Consider the following 26,202-nt stretch of genomic DNA (forward strand, 5'->3'; position numbering starts at 1 on the left):
CTGGTCACTCTGGGCGGGTGGGAGAGATAATCCTTGGCTTTGGAGTTCTGATCTGGTGCGCTGCGGCTGAACTGCTGGCCCGGCAAGGAGGGCAGTGAGGGCAGGGAGGGGCCTGCCGAGGCCGAGGTGCGTGGCGGCGGCTGCAGCAGCAACTGCCGCGCCTTGCCCACCTGGTCGAGCCCGACGAGCACGCCGCCCTTGCGCCGAAGCACGCGGTCCACGCCGCCTTGGCGCAGGCGCTCCTGCAACTGTATGGGGTCACCCTTGACCATCAGCGTGCCGTCGCGCTGTATCTCTATGACGGGCGCGGGCTGAGACGCTGCAGCGCTGGTGGGCAAGCCATGCGGCCCCTCAGTACGAGGAGCACTGGCGCCCACTGGGCTGGGGCTGGCGGTGGAGCCGCCAGCCGTCGGCGCTTGGGTCGCGGCGGGCGCAAGCTGTGCGGCAGTTCTGGCCCGGGGCAAGGTGGCCGTTGCCGATGCGCGCTGAGACCCACGATCCGCCTGCGTGCCACTTGGGCCTGCCTGTGCAGCGAGTGGGCGGCTGAGCACCTGCTGTGCCAGTGCCGCCTGGTCCACGGGCACCAGAGTCACACCCGCGAATGGTTCGGCACCGCGCACGCCGCCGGCCTGCAGGTGCGCGAGGATGGTGGCTTGGTCGCCGCCGACGACGAGCGTGCCGGAGTCGAGGGCCTGAATCTGTGCGTCTATGGAGGCGGGGGCCGGAGGCTGGACCTGGGCCGCTGAGGTGTGGCAGGCTGAGCCGTGCTGGAGGTTGGTTGGCGCTGTGTCTGAGGCGCTGGCGGTCGGCTTCAGCATCTGCGGCGGTAGGTGTTGGTGCCGGTGCTGGAACGCCGGATGCCTGAGGCTTGTGTCCGCCTGCCCTTGCGGTGTGCCACTGCTGTTGCCGTCGCTGTGCCGGTTGCTGATTCCGGCGTGCAAAACTTCAGGATGTCGGAGGGCGCCTTCTCCACTCAGATTTATAAGACTCCTTTAACCACAAATTTATATCCTCCCCTCCTTTGACAACATATTCAATAAAAGACATCGTGTTTCCGAGATCGCCATTCCAGCCAAGAAGAAATAATACAAATTTATTAGTGTATACACTGCCCATGGGCATGATCTTTTTTACCTCGTCAAGATAACGATTGTACACATCAAGGTAGTCACCGCAGCTACCCCCCTCCTGGGAAATATCCCTTCCGAGGGTGGCTCCAAAAATCTCTATGGTATCGATCTTAGTCATAATATTTTCTTAAAAATCAGGTGGGTCTTGAAATAATATTCACTTTTCTAGGGATATTTTTAATGCCGTTGATATTAGTGTATTCTAATAATTCAATTTCAAAAATTCCATATCCCAATTTTTCTCTGGCTTTCCCGAATGATATGTCTCTTATGGCGGCCTGAGCCCAATCTTCTTTCGTTCCATTGTGATTGCTTTTGCGATGTTTGTCGAATTCTTTCTGAAAATTTTCAAGATTGCTTTCTGTTAGATTGCCTGGTAATCCAATAGGAGGGCTTCCTTTTGTTTTTATGTAATAGGAAATTACTTTTCTCAATATCGCCTCTGTGAATCCATGGCCGTCAATTCTGACGTATTCTTTTGATTTTTTTGCGCCGTCTTACCAATGTTCAAACGAGGACCGTCTTTCGTATCGTCTATGTTTGCAAAGGCAACATATTCCCCGTCAACGGGCAAAGCAATGTCGTCGCTAAACGGGTCATCTTCCGACATCCGAACCTCAATGTCTTCTTCGTTGTATGGGACCGGTCGAGGATTTTTCTCCGTTCCCAGAGGGCCTTTCGGAGAAGCACCGGCGCTGTCGTCTCCTGCCTTGCGGCTCATCTGGATGGGAAGAGACCGGGAAGGCGAAGAAGAACTTGCTTTGCCCGTGGGGCTCGCAAGATCGTTTTGCGATGAAGCAGTGGCTGCACGCTCTTGCTGCGCAATGCCAAACGCCAGGTCCACCAGATCCTGCCCATCGAAAGCCTGCGGATTCCCCGTCAGCTTGCCGAGCACGGCCTGCAGCGATTCCCGTACGCGCGCTAGCCACCCCTGCACCGAATTGATGGGCATCAGCGCCGTGGGCTGCACGCCCAGCTCCATGGCCACTTCAACGGCGTAGGGGAACAGTTCTGCGCTGCTGTAGGCGGCTGCATCTGCACTGTCTGGCCGTGAGGCCTTCACACGCGCCATGGCCTCGTCGTAGACCCTGCGCTCCAGGCTTCCCTCTGGCCTGTTAGCCCAACTGCCGATTACCTCGTGCAGTTGCTTCCACCCCGCCTCGCCCAGCACCGCCTTGCCATGCTTGTGCACCAGCTCGTGCGCGGCCACGGCTATCTCCTGGCCTGCTTCGATGTGGTCGGCGATGAGCAAGACGGTGTTGGTGTCCTGGTCAAAAAAGCCCCGCGCCAGTCCCGTGTCCTGCGAGCCGATGTCCACCTCGCCAATCAGTGGCTCCCAGTGCGCCTTGATATCGGCCGAGGTGGCGACCACCACGCGGCCGCGGCCCTCTGAGAGCAGGCCCATGCTGTTGGTGAGCTTGGCCACTGCGGCGCAGACGGATCGAGCGGTGGCGGGCTTGGAGGGCAGGCCCCTGGCCCGTGAGGGGCGGTCTGGCGAAGGCGGTGCGCTGCGGCTGAATTGCTGGCCTGTGGGGGAGGGGCCTGCGGATGTTTGTGCGCGTGGTGGCTGCTGCAGCAACTGCCGCGCCTTGCCCGCACCTGGTCGAGCCCGACGAGCACGCCGCCCTTGCGCCGCAGCACGCGCTCCATGCCGCCTTGGCGCAGGCGCTCTTGCAGCTGTACGGGGTCGCCTTTGACCGCCAGTGTGCCATCGCTCTTGTGCACCAGCTCGTGCGCGGCCTCGGCCATTCGCGGGCCGGTCGTTCAGATCGACGGTGCGCTTCTATTCGGTCAGGTGACTAGCCGCGCGGCAAGCTCGTGACCAGAAAGCCCTCGCAAGTGGCCCAGTTCGCCACACTTCGGCGCAACAACTTTAGCGCAGCATTGGCATCCATAGCACCAAACGTTTCGAGGCGCTCGCTGTCGGGGATGAGCATCAGCGCCCAGAAATCCAGTTGGTTCAGCACCGCAGCCCATCTCCGTTTCGAAACGGCTCAATTGCATGATGGCATCGGCAGCCACATCTTCGGCATCGTCATCGTCATAGACATCGGCCATCCAGACCCAATGATCGTAGGAGGCGAACACGGGTCCAGATATGCCGCCATACTCAAGGTCACGTTCGGTTTGGGGCAAGTACTTGCGCAGATGTTCCTTCACGGGACCGAAGTTGAAGCGCACGTCCCTGAGTCCTGGCGCCGCAAAGTTTTGTGGTCTCTGCTCTTCAAAAATCTCATTTCCCAATGAGCGAAGACCGGTTGTATGAATGGGAAACACTGCATCCCTTTCACTCCTTCGCACATAGATCCCGAGCCACGCATTCATGATTCAGTGCCCCCAAAAAAATGTTGCTGATCCGCTCCGCCACTTCTTTTGCACGGGATCATAGGGCGCCTCTAAAAACCTCAATTTTCCAGATTTTCGCCCATATGAATCAATGACTTAGGTGCGCTGTTTTTGAAAAATCAGGGGTTTTAAGAGGCTCCCCATAGTAGTACTGATGGCCGTGAGGATTTGGATGGGGATTCTCTTCTTCTGGCAGATACCCGTGATCGGTCCAATCCACGCGAGACCATGGAACGTCTGTCCCATCAAGTGGAGGCCAAACACCGCCAGGGAATGTCGCGGTCTGTCGATAAATGGTAGGGAGCCTCTAAAAACCGCTGTTTTCAGCCAGTCACAGGCGCAGGCGGCTTGAGCGCTTCGGATGAGGCTCATTTTTTGAGCAATTTCCCCCTTTTTTGGGCATTTCTTGCCCCATTTCTCACCCATTGGCCCCTTGCAGGCGCACCTCGGTCTTTGAGGGCATTCCCTTGTCTTTGTAGAACGCATCCACCCCGTCGTCCACGAACTTGGCCAGACGCTTGAGGTTGTAGCAAACCGCCATCATGGTCATGGCCACCGTGGCGCGTGCCTGGCCAATGGTGCGGATGAACTTGCCGCCCATGTGGCGCATCTGGGCAAAGGGGTGCTCCACCCGGGCTCGGGTTTTGGCAATGCGCTTGTTGCGCCCTTTCTGGCATTCGCTCAGGGGTTTGCCCGGCTTGGCCTTGCGCTGGATGTGCTCGCGATAGCCCAAGACCTTGAGCATCTCGCTGCGCTGTTCGCTGGGGTAGCCACGGTCGGCATAGACATCGCAGCTGGTGTTGTGCTCATCGAGCACTTCATCAAAGTGCGTGCTGTCGTGCTCGCTGGCTGTGCCGGTGGTGATCTTGCGAATGAACTTGTGGCGCACATCCACGCTGATGCTCAGCTTGTAGCCGTGGTAGCCCTTGCCGTGCTTCTTGGTATGGGTGGCGTCCAGGTCTTTTTGCCTGCGCTTGGCCTCGTTCCAGTCGCTGGGGATCTTGCCCTGCTCCAACTGCTCTTTGTCTTGTTTTGTGAAGTGCTGGATGGGTGCAGGCACCAGGGTGGCATCGATGATATGCCCGCACCGCGCCAGGTAGCCGCGCTGCAGCAGTTGGCCGTCCACTGCCTGGAACAGGGCCGCCACGCCATCAACGCCCAGGCGCTGCTGGTAATGCCAGATGGTGTTGCGATCTGGGACGTTGGCGCTATCGGCCAGCAAGCAAAAGCGCTGGTAGCTCATGCGGTCAAGCAGTTGGTATTCCATCTGCTCGTCGCTGAGCTTGTAGAGATACTTCAGGATCAGAATGCGCACCATGACCGCAGTGGGATACGGCGGACGTCCACCCTTGGCGGCATCCCCTCGGGGCAGCAGTTGATCAATGACCCGCGTCAGCTCGTCAAAGTCAATGTGCCGGGCAATGACCTGCAGGGGATCGCCCAAGGTCTCGATCTTGTGCTTGCGCGCGGCATCGGCGAAGAGGTCCAGCTTGATGGCGCTGCGCGCTTGCGCTTTGGGTTTGCTCATGCGGTGATTGTCGCGTTGGCTGCGGTGGCATCAGGCGGGGAGGTTTTTAGAGGTTCCCGGTAGTTCCATCTTGGCCTACTTTCGCACTCAGAATATGGGGTAATCTCCTATGCATGAGTGGAGGACGGCAAGCACAGACGGTCAAGCTATCGAAAGAAGATCGTAAATCTCTGGAATCATTGATCCGTCGAGGCACTGCTGAGCAGCGCCAAGTGGTTCGAGCGAAGATCGCGTTGATGTGCCACGCGGGTGCCTCGACGACGGCCATCTCGCAAGCGGTGGGCGTTTCCACGCAGACCGTCTCTCATTGGCGCACTCGATTGGCCCGGCAAGGCCTCAAGGGTTTGGACGAGGTGGCGCGCACTGGGCGGCCCCGACGTATCAGCCCCGCACAGCGCCTGCAGTTGCTCTCGCTCGCTTGCGAGCCCGCCCAGGTGCAGGGGCGCTCGACACCAACACTCGATGAATTGGTAGAGCGTGCTGTCCAGCGTGGCGTGGTCACGCAGATCAGCCGCAGCCACCTGCAACGCATCCTGCAGGCAGGCGACTTGCGACCGCATCGTGTACGGCAGTGGCTGCATAGCCCCGATCCGCAGTTTCGCCAGAAGGTCAACGAGATCTGCGCGCTGTACCGCCAGGCTCCCAAAGGATCTGTCGTGCTATCGGTCGACGAGAAGACAGGGATCCAGGCCATCGAGCGCAAGCACGCAGACCACGCGCCAGGGCCGGGCCGTGCGCGACGGCGCGAGTTCGAGTACATCCGCCATGGCACCCAGTCCCTCATCGCTGCACTGGACGTGCATAGCGGGCGCGTGATAGGCCGTTGCACGGATCGACGTACCCAGGCCGATCTTGTGGCCTTCATGGAGCAGCTCGCTCTGGCTTATCCCAAGGAGCGAGTTCATATCGTGTGGGATAACCTGAACACCCATCGCGCCCAATCGGTATGGGAGGACTTCAACGCCCGACACAACAATCGGTTTGTCTTTCACTTCACGCCGCTGCATGCAAGCTGGGTCAACCAGATCGAGCTGCTGTTCGGCATCTACGCGCGCAATGTCCTGCGCCACGCCAGCCATTCATCGATAGCACAATTGCGTGAACGCACCGAAGCCTTCATGGCGCAACGCAACAAAGCGCCCAAGCCGTTCAAATGGACATTCGCCGGCTTTGAGCTACAAACCGGCGAACCTCTGAGGTTCAAACACCATGCCAACGTTCGAAGCACAAGGAAAGGCCGCTGAGCTACAACGCCAACTCGCCACGCTCACCGGTCACCATCTGGCCCACGTCAGGCCCTATGGCAAGCATTTGCTGATTCAGATGCACAGCAAGGGTAGTGACGACAACGATGACAGCATCAACACCATCGCACGCCTGACCGAACTTGCGCGCAACTCCTACTCAGCCGCATTCCGCAGCCATACGGGTCGATGGGAGCCCTTGCCCGGCAGCGGAGATCTAGCCACAGTTGCCGACTTGGTGGTCTCCTTACTTGGGCCATACTTCGAGCCTACTACGTAAAGCTATTTACGGGATGTTGTACTAGTTCACTGACCTCATCGGGCCTGAATGTCGCTACCACTCCCTCCAGCCCGTCAGCCAGGGCCGGGTTTTCCTGCTGTGCAATGGCAAATGCCAGGTCCACCAGGTCTTGGCTATCAAACAAGTCCGGCCGATTCGATAGCGTGGTCCACACCCTGCTCAGCGTCTCAAGCGCACGCGCCAGCCAGCCCTGCACCGAAGTGACGGGCCGCATGGACGAAGGCTCCACGCCCAGCTCCATGGCCACCTGTACGGCGTAGGGGAACAGCTCTTCACTGCTGTAGCTGGTCTCATCCGCTCCGGCCGGCCGCGAAGCCCGCACGCGCGCCATGGCCTCGTCGTGGACCCGCCGCTCCAGGCTCCCCTCGGGCCTGTTCGCCCAACTGCCGATCACTTCGTGCAGTTGCCTCCACCCCGCTTCGCCCAGCACCGCCTTGCCATGCTTGTGCACCAGCTCGTGCGCGGCCACGGCCATTTCCTGGCCGGCTTCGATGTGGTCGGCGATGAGAAAGACGGTGTGGGTGTTGGAGTCGTAGAAACCTTGCGCCAAGCCCGAATCCGGCGGGCCCATGTCCACCTTGCCGACCAGGGCTCCCAGTGCGCCTGGATGTCGGCCGAAGTGGCCACCACCACGCGGCCGAGGCCGTTGGCCAGCAGGCCCATGCTGTTGGTGAGCCTGGCAACTGCAGCGCGCATCGATTGAACGGTGGCGGGCTTGGAGGGCAGGCCCTGACTGGTGTGGGCGCCTCGACGCGCGCCAGGGCCTTCGCCTTGTGCGCGGCGGTAGCCAGCCAAGTGCTTTTCCGATAAAATACGCGGTGTTCCCGGCTTGTTTTGGACCGCCGTACTGGGCAATCGGAGCCCAGCCTGCGCCAAGATAGTCGGGAACTTTTTTGGTCGACATAACGCGCCAGTCCGTCCCGTAACCAGCGGCCATAGGGCGGCGGCCCGTCGTCCTTGTCGTATGCGTTGACCAGCAAATGCAGTCGCAACGCCGCGGAGCCGATTTCCGCATCAGGCTCTACTACCATGAGTACATGCGAGCCTTGCACTGTCTCTGGGGCGACCACCACCAGCCTTCCTGCAACGGTATCCGAATCAAAAACCGCAGCTGGGCTTTCCAGCCATTGCGGTACCTTCATCCACTCAGCAGCAGTCATGTGGGGATGCTTGAACTGTCCTTGCAAGACTTTGCTTTCCTGCAAGTACAGTGGTGTTGCCGCGTATCCAAGCAAACCCAGCATGTCAGACGAGTCCAGAACAGTGACGCCGATTCTGTTTGCTGGCGCTTCCGCAAACAATGCATCGATTCGGGCCTCGTAGGCAGTTTTGGTCGCTGCAGTTCGAGAGAACTGCAACGTACCTGCACCGGCTGCACCCGATCCCTGCGACTGGTGTGCGGATGTGGTGTTGAACCGGGCTTGGCTGTTGCCTTGGGCATCGCCATCCTTGCGCCCCGCATGCTCGATTGCCCGCATCACAAAGCGCTCGGCCTCGTTGTAGGTCATGGCTCTTATGGCCCGCGCCAGCTTGGCCATGCCTGCCTTGTCAGCCACGGTGGCCAACCATTGCGCCAGTGCTCGGATGCGCGATGGCTTCCAGCGCGTTCCCATGCTCAAATCGACATTCAGCTCCTCGGATATCCGCGCCAGGCCTTCCTCAATGGCCATCGCCTCCAACTGCCCTTGCAGTTCACTGCCCTTGTACCCAAGGCGCGCAAGTTGTTCGCGCTGCTGTGGCACGATGCCGGTGCGCTTCCATTCATTGGCATACTGCTGAATCCGCGTGTCCCTTGCCGCCAAGTCCAGCATGGTCTGCACGTACTGAGCGCGTGGCACCAGAAAGCGCACACCCCGATGGAGCAGTTCATGGAAAACGACCAGCCGCACGTCCAGGTCCGAGCCCACGCCCGACTGGAACACATAGATATCCCCACTCCCGAGGGTAATGCCCGATGCCATTACTTCCGCAGGCACGACGAGTCCGATATCTCCGGGGCTGCCCACGGCCTTGACTGGTGGCGCACCAGCAACCCCCGCAAGAGTCTCCTGGATCACCTGGTCGATGCGTTCAAGCGAAAGCTCCGCCTTGGGGAGCGTTGAACGGGTGCTGTAGCGGCTGGCAGGCGAAGGTCCATCTTCGGCTTTGCTTGCTGATGCGTTGCGGCTGAACTGCTGGCCCGACAGGGGGGAGGGCAGAGAGTGGTCCGCCGAGGCCGAGGTGCGTGGCGGCTGCTGCTGCAGCAACTGCCGCGTCTTGCCCACCTGGTCGAGCCCGACGACCACACCGCCCTCGCGCAGCAGCACGCTGTCCACTCCGCCACCCCGCAGGCGGTCGCGCAGTTGCGCTGGATCACCCTTGACCATCAGCGTGCCGTCGCGCTGCGTGTGCATGCTCACGGCGCTTGGGGCGCTCGACCCAGGTTCGCCCTCGGCGACCCGGCGCCCCCGGGTCAGCGAGAAGCCTTTGCCGCCCGTATGCACGCCCTGCTGGTGCAGTGTGCGCCCTGCATCGGGCAGCGCGTCATGCAGGATGCCGGCGGCCAGTGCATCGCGCACAGGCTTGGACCCTATGTCGCCCGCGTCGCCTATCGCGAAAACGCTGCCCGAGCCTGACTGGCGCATGAAGCGGCGCACGGTGGCCGCCAGGTAGGGATAGCTGCGCGTGAGGATGCTGGCTGGCGCTTCGGAGATCGCGCGCACCTTGCCATCTGCGCCGGTGCCGATGAGCGTGATCCAGCCTGGCCGCTGCATGGACTTGCCTACGATGGCCAAGTCGTCCGATCCTGCGATCCTCTCGCCCAATACCGCCATGGGCTTGCTGGCCTTGAGCAGCCTGTCCTCGCCGAAGTCTTGGTAGCGCACCATGTTGGCAGGTTCACTGCCCTGGTTCGCAGCGTCGATCACGGCGTACTTGTTGCTGTTGATGACAACGTGGGCCAGCAGGCCCGGCACATGCGCGGCGAGGGTCTTGGTAAGTTCCAGGTCCGGCCCGCTGGGCGTGGGGTTGCCAGATGGATGGTTGTGTAGCACATAGTAACCATCAGCCCCAGTGCGCTGCATGTTGTCTCGGAACTCTTGATAGTACTCAGGATGGGTCATCCCGGCCGGCACCATGGGCGTTTCGCCCGGCAGCCGCGCGCTGACGCCGGTGGCATGCACCACCTGGCCATCCTTGACGAAGAAAACCCGGAACGTCTCGAACCGGGGATCGCGATACACCTGGGCCAATTCGGCCAGGTGCGCGGGGCTGTCTACTTGCTGCCCGACGAGAGATTGACTGCCGGTACGCTCAATTCGCTTGGCGATTCCAAGTCCCACGAGAGTGGCGGTTCGAGGCGGTATGGCATCACCCGCCCCCCGCACGCTGTCAGCGGTGGAAGCACTGGATCGACCAGTTGTTGGTCCTCGGCCGTCGTCAGGCTGTGTAGGTTCTTGAACGCGTCCATCGGCATCACTGTAGCCGCTGCGATAGCTCTCTGCAACGAGCTTGCCTTGGCTGGGTGCAGGATTGTGAGGTTGCGCAGGCTGCAGGCCGCCCAGCAACTGCCGCGCCTTGTCCACCTGATCGAGCCCGACAACCACGCCGCCTTTGCGCCGCAGCACGCGGTCCACGCCGCCTTGGCGCAGGCGCTCCTGCAACTGTGCGGGGTCGCCTTTGACCATCAGCGTGCCGTCGCGCTGCATCTGCATGCGCATGGAGTGGATCTGCGTGCCATCATTCTTGTCATCAGTTTGAAGGCCGGCCGATGGATCTTGCGCGCTGCGGGTGCTGAACCGTGTCTGCCCGGTGTGCGAAGCTTCCGCGCCAACTGCCCCCGCCTGGTCGATGGCGCGCATCACGAAGCGCTCGGCCTCGTTGTAGCTCATCGCTCGGATCGAAGCGGCCAGCCGCCCCATGCCCATGCGGTCCGCCACGCTGGCCAGCCAGTTGGCCAGCGTTCGGATGCGCATGCCCAGACGGGTGCCCGCCAGCTTCTGGGCGCGAAGCTCTTCGGCCACTACCGCCAAACCCTCTTCGATGGCAAGGGCCTCGTATTGGGCAGTCAGCTCGGTTCCGGTGAGGCCCCTCTCACGCAACACGCGCAGTTGATGCGGAGCATCCGGCGCTTTCGCCTTCCATTCAATCGCGTATTGCTGCACCCGTCTGTCGCGCTTTGCCAAGTCCAGCATGGACTGCACATAATCGCGGCTTGGCAATACATTGCGCACTCCCAAATGGAACATTTCATGGAAAAGCGTCTCGGCCACCGCGTCGGCGTTCTGGTGAGCCGAAGCGACGATCACGATCCGGCCCTCTTCTGGCAGCGCCGCGCCCATTACACCCTCCGGCGCCCCGACCCAAGCCTCTTCGCTCCGCCCCACGACGTCGACTGGTGGCGGGTTGCGGAGCCCCGACAAGGCCTGCTGCACAAGCTGCTGCACCTGTTCAAGAGATAGCCCTGGTGCGTGGTTACCGCTGTGCGTACTGAATTTGGATGTGGCATTGCGGGGTGAAGGCTTGGAGATGCTGGCAACTGGCACCTCTACGTTGACCGTCAACAACCTGCGAAGTACACTGGCCACGTCTCCTGAAGTTGCATTGCCGGATCGCTCCACACCGTCCACGGTGTCGGCCCCGGAATTACCGGACTTCAGGAGGCTTTCTTTTGTGATTGCACTGTGCAGGTACATGCGCTGGCTGTTCGGCGTTGTACGAACCAGCACGGTGACTATGTTCTCCACCCCTGCAATGCTCACCGGCGCGCTGATGAAGTGGTCCGTGGTGTCGCGACTGTGCTGTGCGCTCAGTACGAGAGCACCATGCTCCACCACCTGTCTTGCTGCGGCGAACGCCACCGCCTTGTAAGGATTCATGCGGTGTGCCATTGAGTCGCGCACCGACCGTTCGTCCAGCACCACCTGACCAATTTCTCTGTTCGTGGCTTTGTTGCCGAAGCCTTGGAACAGTCTCACCGCCCAGTCGCGCAGGAGCGGATACCCGTGAGGCGCTTCGTTGCCTTTGAGCACAGCCACAGGTGCTCCTTGCAGTATGCGCGCCTGTTCCTGAATTCTGGATTCGCGTTGAGCATCGTCACTTGATGATGCAACTGAGGTGGCTGAGGGCGATTCGAAGGCGACCGAACTGGCGTGGAGGGCATTGATGGGTGGCGATCCTGCAGTGTCTGCGCCTTCGCTTATCTGCGCAGGGTGGGGTTGGGGTGCACCCAGCAACTGCCGTGCCTTGTCTACTTGGTCAAGCCCGACGAGCACGCCGCCCTCGCGCCGCAGCACGCGGTCCACGCCGCCTTGGCGCAGGCGCTCCTGCAACTGTGCGGGGTCGCCTTTGACCATCAGCGTGCCGTCGCGCTGCATCTGCATACGCACAGGGACAGGCTCCGGCGCCTCTCGAAACTGCGCACTGTTGCTGGGCCTTGCGGTTGTCCTCCCTCCATTCGCCAGGGACTGGCCAAGGTCGGTCACGGCGTCTCGCAGAATGCCAGCTTCGACAGCGTGGCGAACCGGACTGTTGTTGATGTCTCCAGCCTCGCCTACGGCAAAGACTTCGGCAGACCCCGACATCCGAACGAATCGGCGCACCGTGGCCGCCAGGTAGGCGGGGCTGCGCGAGAGAATGCTTGAAGGTGCTTCGGCAATGGCCCGCACATGGCCGTCGGAACCTACTCCCACCAAGGTCATCCAACCGGGCCCTTGCATGGACTTGCCTACTATCGCCAGAACATCCGGCGATGGGATGGTCTGGCCCAGTGCAGCCATGGGCTTGCTGGCTTGCAGCAGGCGGTCTGGCCCAAAATACTTCAAGCGCACCATCGTTGCAGGCGCAGTTGCACGCGCCGCATCCCCAGGCGTGATCACCGCATACTTGTTGCTATTGATGACCACATGGGAGAGCATGCCGGGCACCTGCCGGGCAAGGTGCTCCGTCAGCTCAAGATCCTGCGCGCTCGGCTCTGGATTGCCCGATGGATGGTTGTGCAGGATGTAGTAGCCCTGCGCCCCGGTTCGGCGCATGCCCTCTCGGAACTGCGCGAGGTACTGGGCTTCGGTCATGCCTGCAGGCACCATCGGTGTCTGATCGGGCAGGCGTGAACTCACGCCCGTTGCGTGCACTACCTCGCCGTCCTTGACGAAAAAGACCCGGAAAGTTTCGTAACGGGGATCCCGGTAGACCTGCGCAAGCTCTGCCAGTTGCTCTGGAGAATCTACCCGTTCACCGACAAGGGCCTGGCTGCCGGCAAGCTCGACGCGCTCGGCGATTCCAAGTCCCACAAGAGTGGCCCGGGGTGCCGCGGGCCCTCCTTGGCCCGCCCCTCCACGGCGCGCTCCGCCAGCAGTTGCTCTGGCTGGTTGTGCGGTGCCCGCAGAGTATCCATCGTCGGGCTGGGCGGGCTCGTGGAGGTAAAAGCGGCCACTGCCGTGACTTGAGGTATCTGCGGCAGTTCTGTCAGGGCCAAAGTCGCCCCGTCCACCGCGTCCTGTTCGTCCGACTCCCAGATCAACGGCCCGCCCGGATCGTAGTAATCCATGCGTGTCTCCGACTCGCGCACTGACAGGAGCGACCGGTTCTGGTGAGGCGGAATCCGTGTCATGCCGGTCAACGGATGGGGCAGGGCGGGTGGGGACGTCGTCATCACGGAAAGTGTAGCGGGAATGCCCCTGGCGATGATCCCCAGTATGGGGCCCGGATCCTCGTTCACCAGATGTGTCGCGCACGGGCCTTCGCGCAGTAGTCCCGTCGCTATTTGCAGACACCGATGCATGACCTGCCGACTGGCCTGATGGCGCCAAAGCGCGCGACGGGCGAAGCAAGACCCGTTGTGCCAGTGCCGCCTGGTCCACGGGGACCAGGGTCACGCCCGCGAATGGCTCGGCACCGCGCACGCCGCCGGCCTGCAGGTGCGCCAAGATGGTGGCCTGGTCGCCGCCGACGACGAGCATGCCGGAGTCCAGGGCCTGGATCTGTGCATCTATGGGCGCGGGGGCCGGGGGCTGGATCTGGGATGCTGCGGTGTGGCGGGCCGAGCCGTGCTGGGTAGTGGCTGGCGCTATGTCTGTGGCTGCGGCGCTGGCATCGGCTTCAGCGTTCGCAGCGGAAGGCGTTGGGGCCGGAGCTGGGGTGCCGGGTGCATTGGTTGCGGGATCGGCGGCGCTTGCCTGGGTGGCTGTCTCTGCCTGATCTGCATCGCTGTTGACCTGTCCGTGCGGTAAGGCGTTGGCGCCTTGCTGTGTGCCGCTGCTGTTGCCGTCCGTCGATGCCGGCATGGGCATCGTGGGCGTGGCCGATGGGGCGGCAGGGCTTGGTGTGGTCGCCGCGCCGGTTGCAGCATCCAGTGCCGGCAAGGCCTCGGCCTGGCGCAGTATCTCGGCTTCGGCTCGGGCTTTCTTGTCGGCGGCGGCTACGTCCGACCATTGGGTGGTGTTGGGCACGGGCTCGCCGTGGTAGCCCGTTGCTGGCGCCGTGGAGCCTGATGAGGGCGCTGGAGTGGGGGCGGTGGTGTTGCCGGTGCCTCCCTCATAGGTCCCTTCACCGGCCCGGGGTGCGTGCGGTGCGGTGGATTGGTCCTGTACGCGCGGTGCGGGCTGCGTCACACCACCCCCCAGCACGCGCCGTCCCCCGCTCATCATTGCGCCCTGCATCACGGTCTGGGTGATGGTGTCGCCCAGCTGTTGGACGTAGTCGCCCAGCGTGGCGTTCGGGTTCAGCGCCATGCCGGCGGGGGCCCATTTGTCCACGGCGAACTGGCCGGTGGTGGTGAGCACTTCTCCGGGGATTTCCTTCTTGACCAGGTTGGCCAGAAAGCTCGCCAGCGCATCCCCGTGCATGCCGGCGCTGGCCTTGCGGATGGCCTCCATGTTGCCCTTGAAGCCGAACTTCTCGCCGATCACCTCGAAGGCGGCGAATGCGCCTGCGCGCCCGGCTGCCTGCTGCGGATCGAGCCCGCGCGATTTGCCGTCGCTGTACTCCTGGCCGAACGACTGCACCGCTATGCCGCCCATGCTGAGCAACTGCGACGGTACGAAGCTGCCGGTGACCAGCATGGGTAACTGCTGGGTGATGGAGCTGACGGCACCTTCGAAGTTGCGCTGCAGTTGGGTGCCGCGCTCGCCAATGGCCTGCTCCATGCCGCGCAAGGAGGTGGCGCGGTCTGCGGTGCGCTGCCGGGTTGCATCGTCTGCGCCGGTCAGGTCTTCGATGGCCTGGCTCAGGCCCACCACGCCCTTGCCCAGGCCCAGCCCGCCTTTGGCGACGCCGCGCACCACCGCGTTGTTCAGCAGGTTGGCGGGGCGGTCGGGGTCGAAGAGGTTCTTGGTGTCGAAGTCGTAGGTGGAGGGCTGCACCGTGCCGCCCAGGGCCTTGATCTCTTGCCCGGGCGCCACACCTGCGGCAGCGCCCTCGTGGGCTGCGCGGCGGGCGAAGTCGGGGTGCTCGCCCTTGGCGATCAATGCCTTGGTGCGGCCTTCGGCGCGGGTGTCGAACAGGGCTCCGGTGGGCGAGCGCGACAGGGCGCCTTCGTCTGCCCGTGCGAAGAGTCCCGCCCGCTCGCGTGCGAGCTGGCCCTGCCACCCGGGCAGGGATTGCATGCGCTGGCGGTCTTCAGGGTTGGCTGCGTTCCATGCGTTGCCAAAGGCCTGGCGCACCTCGGGGCGCACCGGGGCAAAGCTGGCGGCGGGCAGGTCCGCAGGCGGTGCGGCGCGTTCCAGCACGCTGCCAACGCTGGCTGGCGTGGCCTTGCCGGCGGTGGCCTCGGGCTGGGTGGCCACCCATCGTGCGGCAGCGCCGGTGCCCGGCAGCATCTGGGCCAGGGTCTTTGCGCCCGACGCCAACTGGCTCTTCACCTCATCCACCAAAGGCTTCTGCGCTGCCGGGGCCTGGCGGTACACCAGGCTGCGCGGGTCGTCGGCGGCCCCCAGCCTGCCGTCTGGCGGGGCAGGGGGGTGGTCTGGCCTTGAGGCTTGCGGTTGCGGCGCCCCCGGCACGGGCGTGCTTGCCTGGGGCCGCGCGGGCCGGGGCCGTGCCGAGGGGGCCGGTGCTGGCCCCGGGGCGGGCACCTGCGCATCGGCCTGCGTTGGGGGCGAGAGGGGTGCAGCGGCCGGTGCCGCCAAGGCATCGCCAGCGTTGCCCTCTTCGTCCCGGCGGTAGGAGGCCAGGGCCTGGGCGTAGTCGCCATCTAAGGCCTCCAGGCGCGAGCGCAGCGAGGCTGCGGTGCCGAAAATGGAATCGACCGAGCCGCCAGGGCCCAGCGCGCGCAGCACATCGGCATCCACCCCGTATTCGCGGGCGGCAGCATCCAGGGCTGCGTCAAGAGGTACTGGGCTGGGCGGCATGGAGGCGGGCGGGTCCGCAGGCCAGGCGGACCAGGGCGTGTTGCCGTCATCGAGGGCGTAAGCGCCCCAGGCCTCGTCTTGCGAGGCCAGTTCGTACAGGTTCATGGAAAGGGCTCCGCGCGGAGGTTGGTGGTACGAGACCACTCTGGCGCGCGGATCAGCCGCTGGGGAGTGCCGGCATATATGCAGCAGGGCGGGGGGGCAACCCCCACGCGCCCGCCCGCCCGCCGCTACCCGGCCTTGATGTGCTCGGTGAGGAACTGCACAAACGCCTTGCCCGCGGCCGGCAGGGCGCGGCCGGCCAGGGTCTGCACCTCCAGGTAGCGCTCGTTCATCTCGCGGTCGCGCAGGGCAATGGCCACCAGCTCCAGCGACTGCAGGCGGGTGCGCACCGAGAGTTCGCCGTAGAAGGCGATGGCTTCGGGCGCGGTGGCGGCGTAGCTCACCAGCGAGTCGGCGTGGTTGCTGGTGATGGCGGTGGCGTACTGCAGGCCCTGGCGGCTGCAGCTGGTGTCCAGCAGCTGGCGGATGGAGCTGACCGGCGTGGGCAGCGCCAGCGGGTAGGCCACCACCTGGCTGAGCGATAGCTGGCGCTGCGCGGCCAGCGGGTGGCGGCGCGACATGACGGCCAGCACCGGGCAGGGGTGGCGCAGCTCCAGCTTGATGCCGGGCTCGGGCAGGCCGCTCAGGGTGATGCCGATGTCGGCCTCGCCGTCGCGGATGCGACCCGGCACGTCGCCCTGGGCGCACATCTCCAGGTGAAAGCGGATGCCCTCATACGTTTCGCCAAAGCGCGCGATCAGCGTGGGCAGCAGGTCGTAGGCAAAGCCGGCCGCGCTGGCCACGCGCACAAAGCCTTTGCGCAGGCCGCGCAGGGCGGATATGTCGCTGAGCACACGCTCGTTGTCTTGCTGCACGCGCTTGGCGTGCGCGGCCAGCAGCTCGCCTGCCGCATTGGGCACCATGCCGCGCGCCTGGCGCTCGAAGAGCAGGGTGTCCATCTCGCGCTCCAGCCGGGCCACCTGCCGGCTCACGGCGGAGGGCGCCACGTTGAGGCGCAGGGCGGCGTCTTTCACGGAGCCGGCGCGCACCACTTCGAGGAAGTAGCGGACGGCGGTCTCTTGCAGGATGTGGCTGGCCATGGGGTCTCCTGTCGGTTCAGTTATCTATCGCGCTATGCGTTGCCCGCAGCCCATGCAACTGGCGCGGCCAGAGCCAGTGCCCACGCGCAAGGGCCGCCCCTCGCGCATGCGACGTTTCACTTGCGGGCACTGGGGGCGTCCCCCTGAGGGGGAAGGCGCGAAGCGACTCAGGGGGCATCTGGTTCAATTGCCGTTTCGGCAATCGACAATTCTAAACATTGCGCTTGTTGCATTCAATACCGGGTCCTACCATGGCTGCATGGCGTGGATGTGACGCTGACGACCAACCGACCTCTCTTTCAGGAATGCTGTTCATGAAAACACCGATGCCGCTGTCTGCCACCCGATCCAACCCTGCGCGTGCCCACCGCCTGCACGCCCTGCTGTTCGCTGGCCTGGCCAGCGTGGCCGCGCTGGCTGCGTTCAGTGCCCCCGCGAAGGCGGCCGAAACCGCATTCCCCACCAAGCCCATCACACTGGTGATCCCCTTCCCGCCGGGTGGCGCCACCGATGTGTTGGGCCGGGTGATCGCGCTGCGCATGGGCCAGGCGCTGGGCCAGCCCATCGTGATCGAGAACCGCGCGGGGGCGGGCACCATCATCGGCGCCAGCTACGTGAGCAAGGCGCCGGCGGACGGGTACACGCTGCTCATGAGCTCGGGCACCACCTTCACGGTGAATCCGGCCATCCGCAGCAACCTGCCGTACGACCCGGTCAAGGGCTTCGAGCCCATCGGCATCTCGGGCCGCACGGGGCTGATATTGCTGGCCAACCAGGAGGTGCCGGTGCAAAGCGTCAAGCAGTTCGTCGACTACGTGAAGGCAGCGCCGGGCAAGTATTCGTACGGCTCATTTGGCAGCGGCACCACCTCGCACTTCGCGGGTGAGACCATCTTGCAGGCCACGGGGCTGAAGATGGCGCACATCCCCTACAAGGGCAGCGCCCCGGCCATGACGGACCTGATGGGCGGGCAGGTGCCCTTCACCGTGGACACGGTGAGCGCCGCCATCCCGCAGCTCAAGACCGGCAAGATCAAGGCCATTGCCGTCACCACGGCCAAGCGCTCGCCGCTGCTGCCCAACGTGCCCACGCTGGCCGAGGCGGGCTACCCCGACATCAACCTGGACACCTGGCTGGTGGTGGCCGCACCCAGGGGCCTGCCGCCCGAGGTGCGCGCCAAGCTGGAGAAGGCCCTGGCCACCACCGTGGCCGACGCCGAGACCAAGGCCAAGCTCACCGCACAAGGCATGGAGCCGGCGTTCAGCAGCGGCGCTGCGGCCAGCGAGCTGATCCAGCGCGAGCTGCCGACGATGCGCGCCGTGGCTGCCCGCTCCAACATCACTGCTGATTAATTCGGTACAACCCCCTGAGTCGCTTCGCGCCTTCACCCCTTCTCTCGAATTGCTGCGCAATTAGGGAAGGGGGACACCGCCAGCGCACGCAAGTGAAACGCCGCCTGGCTGCTTGGCGGCCCTTGCGCGGCGGTCCTGGCCTCGGCCTTGGGAGTGCTGCCGTAGCGCCTTGAACAACCATCCATAGAACATGCCTGTCACCGCTTCTTCGATTCCTGTTGTAAACCAGCCCGACCGCCCAGACACCGCCAGCCGCCCCGGCGATGCGCTGGTGGAGCAATCCGCCGTGGCGCTGCGCCGGCTCATCGGGCGCAAGGAGATCTCGCCCGTGGAGCTGCTCGATGCCTGCATCGACCGCATCGAGCGCATCAACCCCTTCGTGAATGCCGTCACCGCCACCTGCTTCGACCGCGCCCGCACCGAGGCGCGCGCGGCCGAGCAGGCCGTGGTGGATGGCACTGCACCCCTGGGCCTGCTGCACGGCCTGCCCCTGGGCGTGAAGGACCTGGAGCCCACCGAGGGCCTGCTTACCACCTGGGGCTCGGCCATCTACCGCGACCATGTGCCCACGCAGGACATCGAGCTCGTGGCGCGCCTGCGCCGGGCCGGTGCCATCGTGGCCGGCAAGACCAATGTGCCCGAGCTGGGTGCGGGCGCCAATTCGCGCAACACGGTGTGGGGTGCCACGGGCAACCCGTTCAACCCCAACCTCAATGCCGGGGGCTCCTCGGGCGGCTCGGCCGCGGCGCTGGCCTGCGATCTGCTGCCGGTGTGTACTGGGTCGGACACCGGGGGCTCGCTGCGCATACCGGCGGCCAAGTGCGGGGTGGTGGGTTTTCGGCCATCGCCCGGTGTGGTGCCCAGCGTGCGCAAGCCGCTGGGGTGGACGCCCATCTCGGTGGTCGGCCCCATGGGCCGCACGGTGGAAGACGCCTGCCTGCAACTGGCCGCATCGGCCGGCATGCACGCGGGCGACCCGCTGAGCTATCCGCTCGATGCGATGGGCTTCCTCACCCCGCCCGAGGTGGACCTGGGCCGCCTGCGCGTGGCCTACACCGAAGACTTTGGCACCTGCGCGGTGGACGAGGGCATACGCGCCAGCTTCCGCGCCAAGATCGCGGCCATGCGGCACCTGTTCCGCAGCTGCGACGAGGTGAAATTCGACCTGGGCGACACCCACCGCTGCTTCGACGTGTTGCGCGCCGAGGCGTTCGTCGCCGGCATGCAGGCCGCCTACGACCGCGACCCCGACAGCCTGGGCCCCAACACCCGCGCCAACTACGAAATGGGCAAGCGCATGAGCCTGCTCGACAGCGCCTGGGCCCAGGCCGAGCAGACGCGCATCATCCAGGCCACCCAGCGCACCTTTGCCGACTACGACCTGATCCTGTCGCCCACCACGCCCGTCTCGCCCTTCGCGTGGACGCAGCTATATGCCGACACCATCAACGGCGAGCAGCAGGCCACCTACTACCGCTGGCTCAGCCTGACCTACGTGGTCACGCTCATGACGCACCCGGCCCTGTCGCTGCCCTGCGGCGTGGACCACCGGGGCATGCCGTTTGGCCTGCAGATCGTGGGCGGTTTTCGGCAGGACCACCAGGTGCTGGGGGCATCGCTGGCGCTGGAGCGGGCGTTTGCGGCCCGGCCCGAGTTGCGCCGGCCCCGGCCGGATCTGGCGGCGCTGCGCCGGGCGGTGCCGGATTTGCGGTCGATTGTGACCATGCCGCCGGTGCTGGGCGAGAAAGGACTGGGAGGGCAGGGGGCCGCTGCTTCGGTGTCGGTGGTGTGATGCAGTCTACGCGGCAGAGCCGACTTTCGCCTTGGCGCGCAGCAGGCCCTTTTTCTGCCCGAGGGTGTAGAAGACAATGACATCCACCTCGCCCGAGGTGCCGATGGTGGGGCATCCCTCTGCTGCGCCGTAGTAGATGGGCTCCTCCTTCATCCCTGGGGGAACCGGCTGGCCTGGTTGCAGGCTCTGCTGGGAGAGCCAGTTCGTCGCCGTGGTCAGCACGGTGAAGCGGTGCCGTTCTCGGATCGGAAACTCCATGGACTGCCCCCCGCTCTCGATGCGCACGGCGGTGGTGACCAGTCCATCGGGCAGGCCTTGTGCGCCGCCCCGGATGGCATGGGGGACGATCATCTCCCAGCAGGGGCCCGAGCCGGGCATCAGGTCGACGTAGGGGCCAGCCTGCAGTTGCATGCCGCTGGCGATGCCCGCGTCCCGGCTCGCCTGGAACACCCATTGGCTCAGCGGCCCCAGGTCAAGCAGCCGCCCGCCGCTTTCCGGGCCCAGGTACATCAGGTGCGGGGTTCCGTGGCCGTTGACGGCGAGCTGGTGGCCGCCGGGGTACTCGCGCAGGTAGTAGGGGCCGTCGATGTGCGCGGGCACCTTGGCTGCCTGCGGCGCAAAGGTCTGCGGCATCGTCTTTTCTGCCCAGTCCAGCACCAGCGCCGCGTCGTGCACGGGGCCCAGCCCCTGCACCGCCATGGGCGCTGCAGAGCCCTGGGGCAGGCAGATGACCAGATCGGGGGGTGGGTTGTAGGTGGCGGGCACGCCGGGGTAGAAGCTGGTGGTCACGCGGCAGGGGGCGCTGTTCCAGCCGGCGCCTTCGCCCCAGCACTGCACGTACCCGCCTTCGAGCACGGCGCAGGCGGCTGTCTGGCCGGCGCTGATGGCCGTGGCGTCCGTGATGCCCGCGACCTGGCCGGCAGTGCCCCCAGCGAGGCCCGTGCCCAACTGCCCGTTGGCATTGTTGCCCCAGCAGGACACGGTGCCGTTCACCAGCAGGGCGCAGGTGTAGCCGTTGCCCACAGCCACGGCCTTGGCGGCGGCGGCAAGGCCTGTCACCTCGACCGGCGTGCTCAGCGGGCCGGTGCCTGCCGGCACGCCCAGTTCTCCATAGCGGTTGTTGCCCCAGCACGAAACCCTGCCGCCCCATCTCAGCACGCAGGCGTGGCCGTCGAAAAGCGATACCTCCAGCGCATCGCTGATGCCCGGCACGGTGCGCGGCTGGCGCGGGTCGTCAGCAGCCCCCGCAAGCCCGCTGCCGGCGCCCACGCAGACCACCTTGCCGTCCAGCCGGGCCACGCAGGTGCTGCCATGGCCAGCCGCTACGTGCCGCACGTCCGACAGGCCATCCACCGCTGTTTCCGTGCCTATCTGGGTCTGCACGTGCCTGCCGAGTTGCCCCTGGCTTCCATCGCCCCAGCACGAGATGCGCGTGACAAAGCGAAAGCACGCATGGGTAGCGCCCACGGCAATGGCGTCTGCGTTGTAGTAGCGCGCGACGGTGTCGGGCACGGGTGGCCCGCCCAGTTGCTGCCGATCGTTGCTCCCCCAGCACTTGACCGATGCATTGGTCAGCAGGGCGCAGCTGAAGTCACGCCCCACCTTCACGTCCTTGATCGAATAGGGGCCGAAGTCCGGGGCGGCCAGGCTGCCCCAGCAGGTGATTTTGTGGGTGTCCGCCGCGGAGCAGCCGTGGCTGGTGCCCATGCTCACGGTGGTGGCCATGGACGTCGACGGCATGAAGGCTGCGGACAGCAGCAGCGCAGCGGCCGACGGCACGATCTTTTGGAGAAGCCGCGGCGCGCTGGGTGTGATGTGCATGGTCATGGTCCTTGGCGTACGAGGGAGCGCAAACGCGCCGGGGCAAAGAGGTCGGGATGGTGGATGTCGATGCTGCAGAGCGCTGTGCGCAGGGGCGTGCAACTCAGTACGCCGCGCCTACCTTGGCCCGCGTGCGCAACTGTCCCTTGCGATTGCCCAGGGAGTAGAGAACCGTCACGCCCACCTCGTCGCCCGAACGCACGGCCACGGGGCAGCCTTCGGCGATGTCGCTCAGCACCGTCTCCAGCTTCATGCCGGCCGGTACCGTCTGGCCCGGCTGAGGTATGCGCTGCGAAATCCAGTCCGTATCGGTGGTGAGGCGCTCACTGGGGTAGTTGCCCAGGCCACGGATGGGCAGTTCCATGGTCGTGCCGCTGCTGTTTTCCACCCGTACGGCAGTGGCGACCAACCCTTCTGGCAAACCGTTTGCGCCACCGCGAATGGCAAAGGGCACCAGGAAGTTCTTGCACGGGCTGGGAATCCTGTCTGTGAAGGCGACGCCAGGCATGAGGTTGAGGTAGGGCGCCGCCTGCAGCTGCATGCCGCTCTTGGTGCCTTCTACCTGGCGTGCCTCGCTCAGCCACCGGTCCAGCGGCCCCAGGTCGAGCAGCCTGCCCTCGCTGATGGGCCCCAGGTACAGCAGGTGCGGCGTGCCGTGGGCGTTGACGCCCAGCGTATGGCCACCCGGGTACTGGCGCATGTGGAGCTGGGTGTTTACTGGATCTGGATCACGGCCTGCCTGTGCCGGGAAGGTGCCGGGCATGGCCTTTTCGGCCCAATCCAGCACCTGGCCTGCATCGCTGGCTGCGCCCAGACCCTTGACGGCCAGCGGTGCGAACGAGCCCGGTGGGCGGCAGATGGCGATGTCGACAATGGGGCCCCACGATGCAGGGTGCTCCGGGTAGGTACCTCCCAGTGTGCCGCAGATGCCGTTGCCCCAACCCGAGCCCTGGCCCCAGCACTGCACATAGCCACCCTGCAAGGCCACGCAAGCGGCCGTCTGCCCCGCGCTGATGGCGGTGGCGGTGGTGATGCCGGTGACCAGGCCGGTGGCGGTGCCACCCAGGGCCGTGCCCAGTTGGCCATTGGCGTTGTTTCCCCAGCATTTCACGGTGCCGTTGACCAGCAGGGCGCAGCTGAAACCATTGCCCACGGCGACGGCCTTGGCTGCGGCGCCCAGGCCCGTCACCTCGACCGGGCTGCGCAGGATGTCGCTGCCGGCCGGTATGCCCAGTTGGCCATGGCTGTTGCGCCCCCAGCACGACACCTTGCCCTGCGCGCGCAGCACGCAGGCATGGCCGTCGAAGAGTGCGACCTCGCGTGCATCGGTGATGCCGGGCACGGTGCGTGCCACGCGGGGCTCATCCAGGCCGCCCGAGAGCTCGCTGCCCAGGCCGACGCAGACGACCTTGGCGTCCCACTGCACTACGCAGGTGACGCCCTGGCCCGCCGCGAGGTGCACGGCCTTGTTCAGCCCCTCCACCGCGATGGGCGCTGCCGAACTGGCGGCACTGCCGACGCCCAGTTGCCCCCGACTGCCGTCGCCCCAGCAGTAGGCCTGGTTGTCCAGCAGGGCACAGGCGTGCGTTGCGCCCACGGCCAACTGCGTGAAGCGCCACAGGCCCCCCACGCCCAGGCCGGCGGCGGTGGGGGCGTTGACACCCAGTTGCGAAAAATCGTTGTTGCCCCAGCAGCGCACGGTGCTGCCCGCCATCAGGGCGCAGCTGAAATCCCGCCCCGCCCGCACATCGAGCACCGTGTCGGGCGCCTGGTCCTGCATGGGCACGCTGCCCCAGCAGGTGGGCTGGTGGGTGTCGGACACCGAGCAGCCGTGGCTGGTGCCCATGCTCACGGTGGTGGCCGTTGCCGCCGATGGCATCAAGAACAGGAAAGCGGCAGGCAGTGCCAGCGCCGCCATGGCAGTGGCCTTGCGCAAAAGCCGCAATGCAAAAAAGAACGGGTTGCTTGTGTAGTCGTTCATGGTCCTCATCCTCCCGGGACTGTCGAAGGCCATTCTAGGAACGCGAAGGCTGCCAAGCATGTGGCCGCAGTCACAGGCCTGATGTAACGAAACGTGGCGAAAGCAGGCCATGCGATGGGCGTGGCGCAGCAATGCCCCGCTCTAGAATCCGTGACAAACACCAAGCCTGGGAGGGAACCGAGGATGAGTTACACGCTGCAGCTGTGGGAAAAGCCCGCCGACTGGCCGTGGCCGGCCACCAAGGCGGAGGCCGACGCGCAGTTCGAGCGCGTCAGCGACAGCCCGCCGCCAGGTCAGAACCCCAAGTTCCTGGAATGGGGCCGGGCGCTGCAGGAGCGTTATCCCGAAGCGATGGACGTGTGGCTGGACGGCAGCGAGGACGGCATCACCGAAGATGCGACGCTTGGCTTTGGTATCAACACCCGCACCGAGCACTGGAACGATGCCTTCGAATTGGCCTGGGCGCAGGCCACCCGGCTGGGGCTGAACCTGTACGACCCGCAAAGCGGCGTGCACTACCTGGGCAATGGCGATGTGCCCGAGGAGCCCGACCTGCAGCTCAAGCGCGCCGAGCAGGCCCGCAAGGCCGGCGACGATGCCACGGCCTGGGCCGAGTACCGCATCCACGCCGCGCGCGGCAACCCGCATGCCCTGTATGCCATGGGCCGGGCGCTGCGCTTTGGCACCATGGGCCAGCGCCGACACTTCGACCTGGCGGCCGCGCTGCAGGTGATGGGCGCACACGACGCACCCACCCGGCAGGACGCGCAGGCTTTCTACGAGCGCTTTCCCGTCGAGGGGAAGGGGCGCATACAGACCCTGATGGCGCGGCTGAAGTCGGCATCGGGCGACATGCTGCTCGCGATCGTCGATGGCGAGCGCAAGGCGGTGGACGATGCCTATGTGCACAACGAGCAGTTGCTGCTGTACACCCGAAAGCGCATCGAGGCCGCCGACGGCATGAAGGCGGCCGCATCGATGGGCCACGAGCTGGCGGCCTTCTACACCGTGCTGGAGTCGGTGATCGGCTGGGAGGAGCCCAGCTTCGAGAACGCCCGCTACTGGTGCCAGCGTGCGGTGGACTGGGACCACGAGCCCGCCAAGCGCCTGTTCGCGCTGATGCACGAGCGCGGCTGGGGCGGCTCGGTGGACATGGCCCTGGCCGCCAAGTGGAACGCTGCGGCCAGCGAGCAATGGCAGCAGGAGCACAAGCTGCGGCGCGCGAAGGAAGAGGCCGAGTCCCCCGGCGGCCTGAGCCTGGCGCCCATGGCGCCCCCCGCACCCGCCACGGCCCCCGTGGTGTGGACCGGATCGGTGCTGCGCGACCTGGTGGGCTGGTTCGCGCGCGAAGGCAACCCCCATGCGGCGTTCTACATGGGCACGCTGGACGAGCACGGCCGCGCCGGCGGCGTCGTGAACCTGGCGCAGGCCCGCGACTGGTATGCCCTGGCGGCCGAGGAAGGCCATGCCGATGGCACCTACAACCTGGGGGTGGCCATCGAGAACGGCAGCGGTGGCCCCAAGGACCGGCTGGTGGCCCAGGCGCTCTTCATGCTGGCCAACACGCGCGGCACCACCGTGCGCGTGGACACGCTGAAGCTGGCGCCCCACGAGCAGGGCCCGGTGCGCGCCCTGGTGTCCGCCCTGCGCGAACCGGGCCGCCTGCGCGCCGTGCTGCGCGAGAAGGGGCTGCAGGCCGGCGCGGGAGGCATCGGCGCACCCCCCAAGGGCGCGGCGGGTGCCGCAGTGGTGGCAGGTGCCGGCGCTGCCGCAGCGGCCGGGCTCTCTGGCACGGACTGGGGCCGCACCGGCGGCGCACAGGCCCCGCCAGCCGCCGCATCACCGCAGGGCGGGACACCAGGCCGATCGCGCGGCCAACTGGCGCAGGACGAGGGGGAGGACGACGAAGATGACCGCATGCCGGAGCGCGACCGCAGCTACCAGCGCACCACCTTCGCCCTGCACCTGGGCCACCTGGCCCTGCTCATCGGCGCGGCCAACGTGGTGCTGCTGATCCTGTTCTTCAAGGAAGGTGCGAGCTTTCGCCGGGGCATGGCCGTGATGGGCCTGATCGCCGCGTACGGCGCCTGGCGCACCGGGCGTGATTTCGACTGGGCGCCGGCTGCGCGCGCTGCGGTGGCGGTGGTCGCAGCCATCCCCATCGTGGGCATGGCGGTGAGCGTGTGGATGCTGGTGCGGTCGTTTCGCGGGCGGGAGTGAGAGCGCCAGGAGCGTGCGG

The 26,202-nt window shown here is 65.3% G+C and carries 16 protein-coding genes; 6 read left to right on the forward strand and 10 right to left on the reverse strand.

Going from position 1 to position 26,202, the window contains the following annotated elements; translation table 11 throughout:
* The 4 genes from U5N23_RS20170 to U5N23_RS20185 all read right to left on the reverse strand — a co-directional run.
* Positions 1-338 (reverse strand): hypothetical protein (locus U5N23_RS20170; RefSeq protein ID WP_322594529.1); only part of this gene is annotated, 338 nt, incomplete at its 3' end.
* Between the two features lie 607 nt (positions 339-945).
* Complete coding sequence (locus tag U5N23_RS20175) at positions 946-1,248, reverse strand: hypothetical protein (protein ID WP_322594530.1); 303 nt, start codon at positions 1,246-1,248, stop codon at positions 946-948.
* Between the two features lie 16 nt (positions 1,249-1,264).
* Positions 1,265-1,564, reverse strand: a complete 300-nt coding sequence (locus U5N23_RS20180) for a hypothetical protein (RefSeq protein ID WP_322594531.1) — start codon at positions 1,562-1,564, stop codon at positions 1,265-1,267.
* Entirely contained in the window at positions 1,561-2,556 is a 996-nt protein-coding gene (locus U5N23_RS20185; RefSeq protein ID WP_322594532.1) for a hypothetical protein, read from the reverse strand. The genes U5N23_RS20180 and U5N23_RS20185 overlap by 4 nt, the downstream gene beginning before the upstream one ends.
* Before the next feature lie 413 nt (positions 2,557-2,969).
* Here U5N23_RS20185 and U5N23_RS20190 point away from each other — a divergent pair, with 413 nt between their 5' ends.
* A complete protein-coding gene (locus U5N23_RS20190) occupies positions 2,970-3,377 on the forward strand; it encodes a hypothetical protein (protein WP_322594533.1) in 408 nt (135 codons plus the stop codon).
* A gap of 517 nt (positions 3,378-3,894) precedes the next feature.
* Here U5N23_RS20190 and U5N23_RS20195 read toward each other — a convergent pair.
* Positions 3,895-5,004 carry an IS5 family transposase gene (locus U5N23_RS20195; RefSeq protein WP_322594534.1) on the reverse strand — a complete coding sequence of 370 codons (1,110 nt, stop codon included), beginning with the start codon at positions 5,002-5,004 and terminating at the stop codon, positions 3,895-3,897.
* A 113-nt stretch (positions 5,005-5,117) separates the two neighbouring features.
* Between U5N23_RS20195 and U5N23_RS20200 the strand changes: the two genes are divergently transcribed.
* Both U5N23_RS20200 and U5N23_RS20205 read left to right on the forward strand, forming a co-directional pair.
* Positions 5,118-6,248, forward strand: coding sequence for an IS630 family transposase (locus U5N23_RS20200; RefSeq protein WP_322594535.1), 1,131 nt, complete (start codon positions 5,118-5,120; stop codon positions 6,246-6,248).
* Complete coding sequence (locus U5N23_RS20205) at positions 6,214-6,528, forward strand: hypothetical protein (protein WP_322594536.1); 315 nt, start codon at positions 6,214-6,216, stop codon at positions 6,526-6,528. The genes U5N23_RS20200 and U5N23_RS20205 overlap by 35 nt, the downstream gene beginning before the upstream one ends.
* Here U5N23_RS20205 and U5N23_RS20210 read toward each other — a convergent pair.
* The 3 genes from U5N23_RS20210 to U5N23_RS20220 form a co-directional block, all read right to left on the reverse strand.
* Positions 6,521-6,880: a hypothetical protein gene (locus U5N23_RS20210; RefSeq protein WP_322594537.1), complete on the reverse strand. Its 360-nt coding sequence runs from the start codon at positions 6,878-6,880 to the stop codon at positions 6,521-6,523. The two genes, U5N23_RS20205 and U5N23_RS20210, sit on opposite strands and share 8 nt — an antisense overlap.
* Positions 6,840-15,980, reverse strand: a complete 9,141-nt coding sequence (locus U5N23_RS20215; RefSeq protein WP_322594538.1) for a JAB domain-containing protein — start codon at positions 15,978-15,980, stop codon at positions 6,840-6,842. Before U5N23_RS20215 ends, U5N23_RS20210 begins: the two co-directional genes overlap by 41 nt.
* Before the next feature lie 125 nt (positions 15,981-16,105).
* The gene (locus U5N23_RS20220) at positions 16,106-17,017 is read right to left on the reverse strand and encodes a LysR family transcriptional regulator (RefSeq protein ID WP_179679813.1); all 912 of its coding nucleotides are present in this window, start codon (positions 17,015-17,017) and stop codon (positions 16,106-16,108) included.
* A gap of 314 nt (positions 17,018-17,331) precedes the next feature.
* Between U5N23_RS20220 and U5N23_RS20225 the strand changes: the two genes are divergently transcribed.
* Positions 17,332-18,369, forward strand: a complete 1,038-nt coding sequence (locus U5N23_RS20225) for a tripartite tricarboxylate transporter substrate binding protein (protein ID WP_322594539.1) — start codon at positions 17,332-17,334, stop codon at positions 18,367-18,369.
* 190 nt (positions 18,370-18,559) lie between these two features.
* Positions 18,560-20,161 carry an amidase gene (locus tag U5N23_RS20230; protein ID WP_322594540.1) on the forward strand — a complete coding sequence of 534 codons (1,602 nt, stop codon included), beginning with the start codon at positions 18,560-18,562 and terminating at the stop codon, positions 20,159-20,161.
* Positions 20,162-20,167: 6 nt separating this feature from the next.
* Here U5N23_RS20230 and U5N23_RS20235 read toward each other — a convergent pair whose 3' ends face one another.
* Together U5N23_RS20235 and U5N23_RS20240 are read right to left on the reverse strand one after the other, a co-directional pair.
* Positions 20,168-21,982 carry a regulator gene (locus U5N23_RS20235; protein ID WP_322594541.1) on the reverse strand — a complete coding sequence of 605 codons (1,815 nt, stop codon included), beginning with the start codon at positions 21,980-21,982 and terminating at the stop codon, positions 20,168-20,170.
* A 103-nt stretch (positions 21,983-22,085) separates the two neighbouring features.
* Positions 22,086-23,963 carry a regulator gene (locus U5N23_RS20240; RefSeq protein ID WP_322594542.1) on the reverse strand — a complete coding sequence of 626 codons (1,878 nt, stop codon included), beginning with the start codon at positions 23,961-23,963 and terminating at the stop codon, positions 22,086-22,088.
* Between the two features lie 183 nt (positions 23,964-24,146).
* Here U5N23_RS20240 and U5N23_RS20245 point away from each other — a divergent pair, with 183 nt between their 5' ends.
* Positions 24,147-26,183, forward strand: coding sequence for a sel1 repeat family protein (locus tag U5N23_RS20245; RefSeq protein ID WP_322594543.1), 2,037 nt, complete (start codon positions 24,147-24,149; stop codon positions 26,181-26,183).
* Positions 26,184-26,202: the final 19 nt, after the last annotated feature.

This window comes from Acidovorax sp., from assembly GCF_034519795.1.
Classification (GTDB): domain Bacteria; phylum Pseudomonadota; class Gammaproteobacteria; order Burkholderiales; family Burkholderiaceae_C; genus Acidovorax.

Excerpts from the sequence above, each read along its gene's own strand:
- U5N23_RS20230 (WP_322594540.1), top strand. The coding sequence starts at position 18,560 with ATGCCTGTCACCGCTTCTTCGATTCCTGTTGTAAACCAGCCCGACCGC.
- U5N23_RS20200 (WP_322594535.1), top strand. The coding sequence starts at position 5,118 with ATGAGTGGAGGACGGCAAGCACAGACGGTCAAGCTATCGAAAGAAGAT.
- U5N23_RS20210 (WP_322594537.1), bottom strand. The coding sequence starts at position 6,880 with ATGGCGCGCGTGCGGGCTTCGCGGCCGGCCGGAGCGGATGAGACCAGC.
- U5N23_RS20195 (WP_322594534.1), bottom strand. The coding sequence starts at position 5,004 with ATGAGCAAACCCAAAGCGCAAGCGCGCAGCGCCATCAAGCTGGACCTC.
- U5N23_RS20245 (WP_322594543.1), top strand. The coding sequence starts at position 24,147 with ATGAGTTACACGCTGCAGCTGTGGGAAAAGCCCGCCGACTGGCCGTGG.
- U5N23_RS20205 (WP_322594536.1), top strand. The coding sequence starts at position 6,214 with ATGCCAACGTTCGAAGCACAAGGAAAGGCCGCTGAGCTACAACGCCAA.
- U5N23_RS20225 (WP_322594539.1), top strand. The coding sequence starts at position 17,332 with ATGAAAACACCGATGCCGCTGTCTGCCACCCGATCCAACCCTGCGCGT.
- U5N23_RS20235 (WP_322594541.1), bottom strand. The coding sequence starts at position 21,982 with ATGCACATCACACCCAGCGCGCCGCGGCTTCTCCAAAAGATCGTGCCG.
- U5N23_RS20240 (WP_322594542.1), bottom strand. The coding sequence starts at position 23,963 with ATGAACGACTACACAAGCAACCCGTTCTTTTTTGCATTGCGGCTTTTG.
- U5N23_RS20175 (WP_322594530.1), bottom strand. The coding sequence starts at position 1,248 with ATGACTAAGATCGATACCATAGAGATTTTTGGAGCCACCCTCGGAAGG.
- U5N23_RS20220 (WP_179679813.1), bottom strand. The coding sequence starts at position 17,017 with ATGGCCAGCCACATCCTGCAAGAGACCGCCGTCCGCTACTTCCTCGAA.
- U5N23_RS20215 (WP_322594538.1), bottom strand. The coding sequence starts at position 15,980 with ATGAACCTGTACGAACTGGCCTCGCAAGACGAGGCCTGGGGCGCTTAC.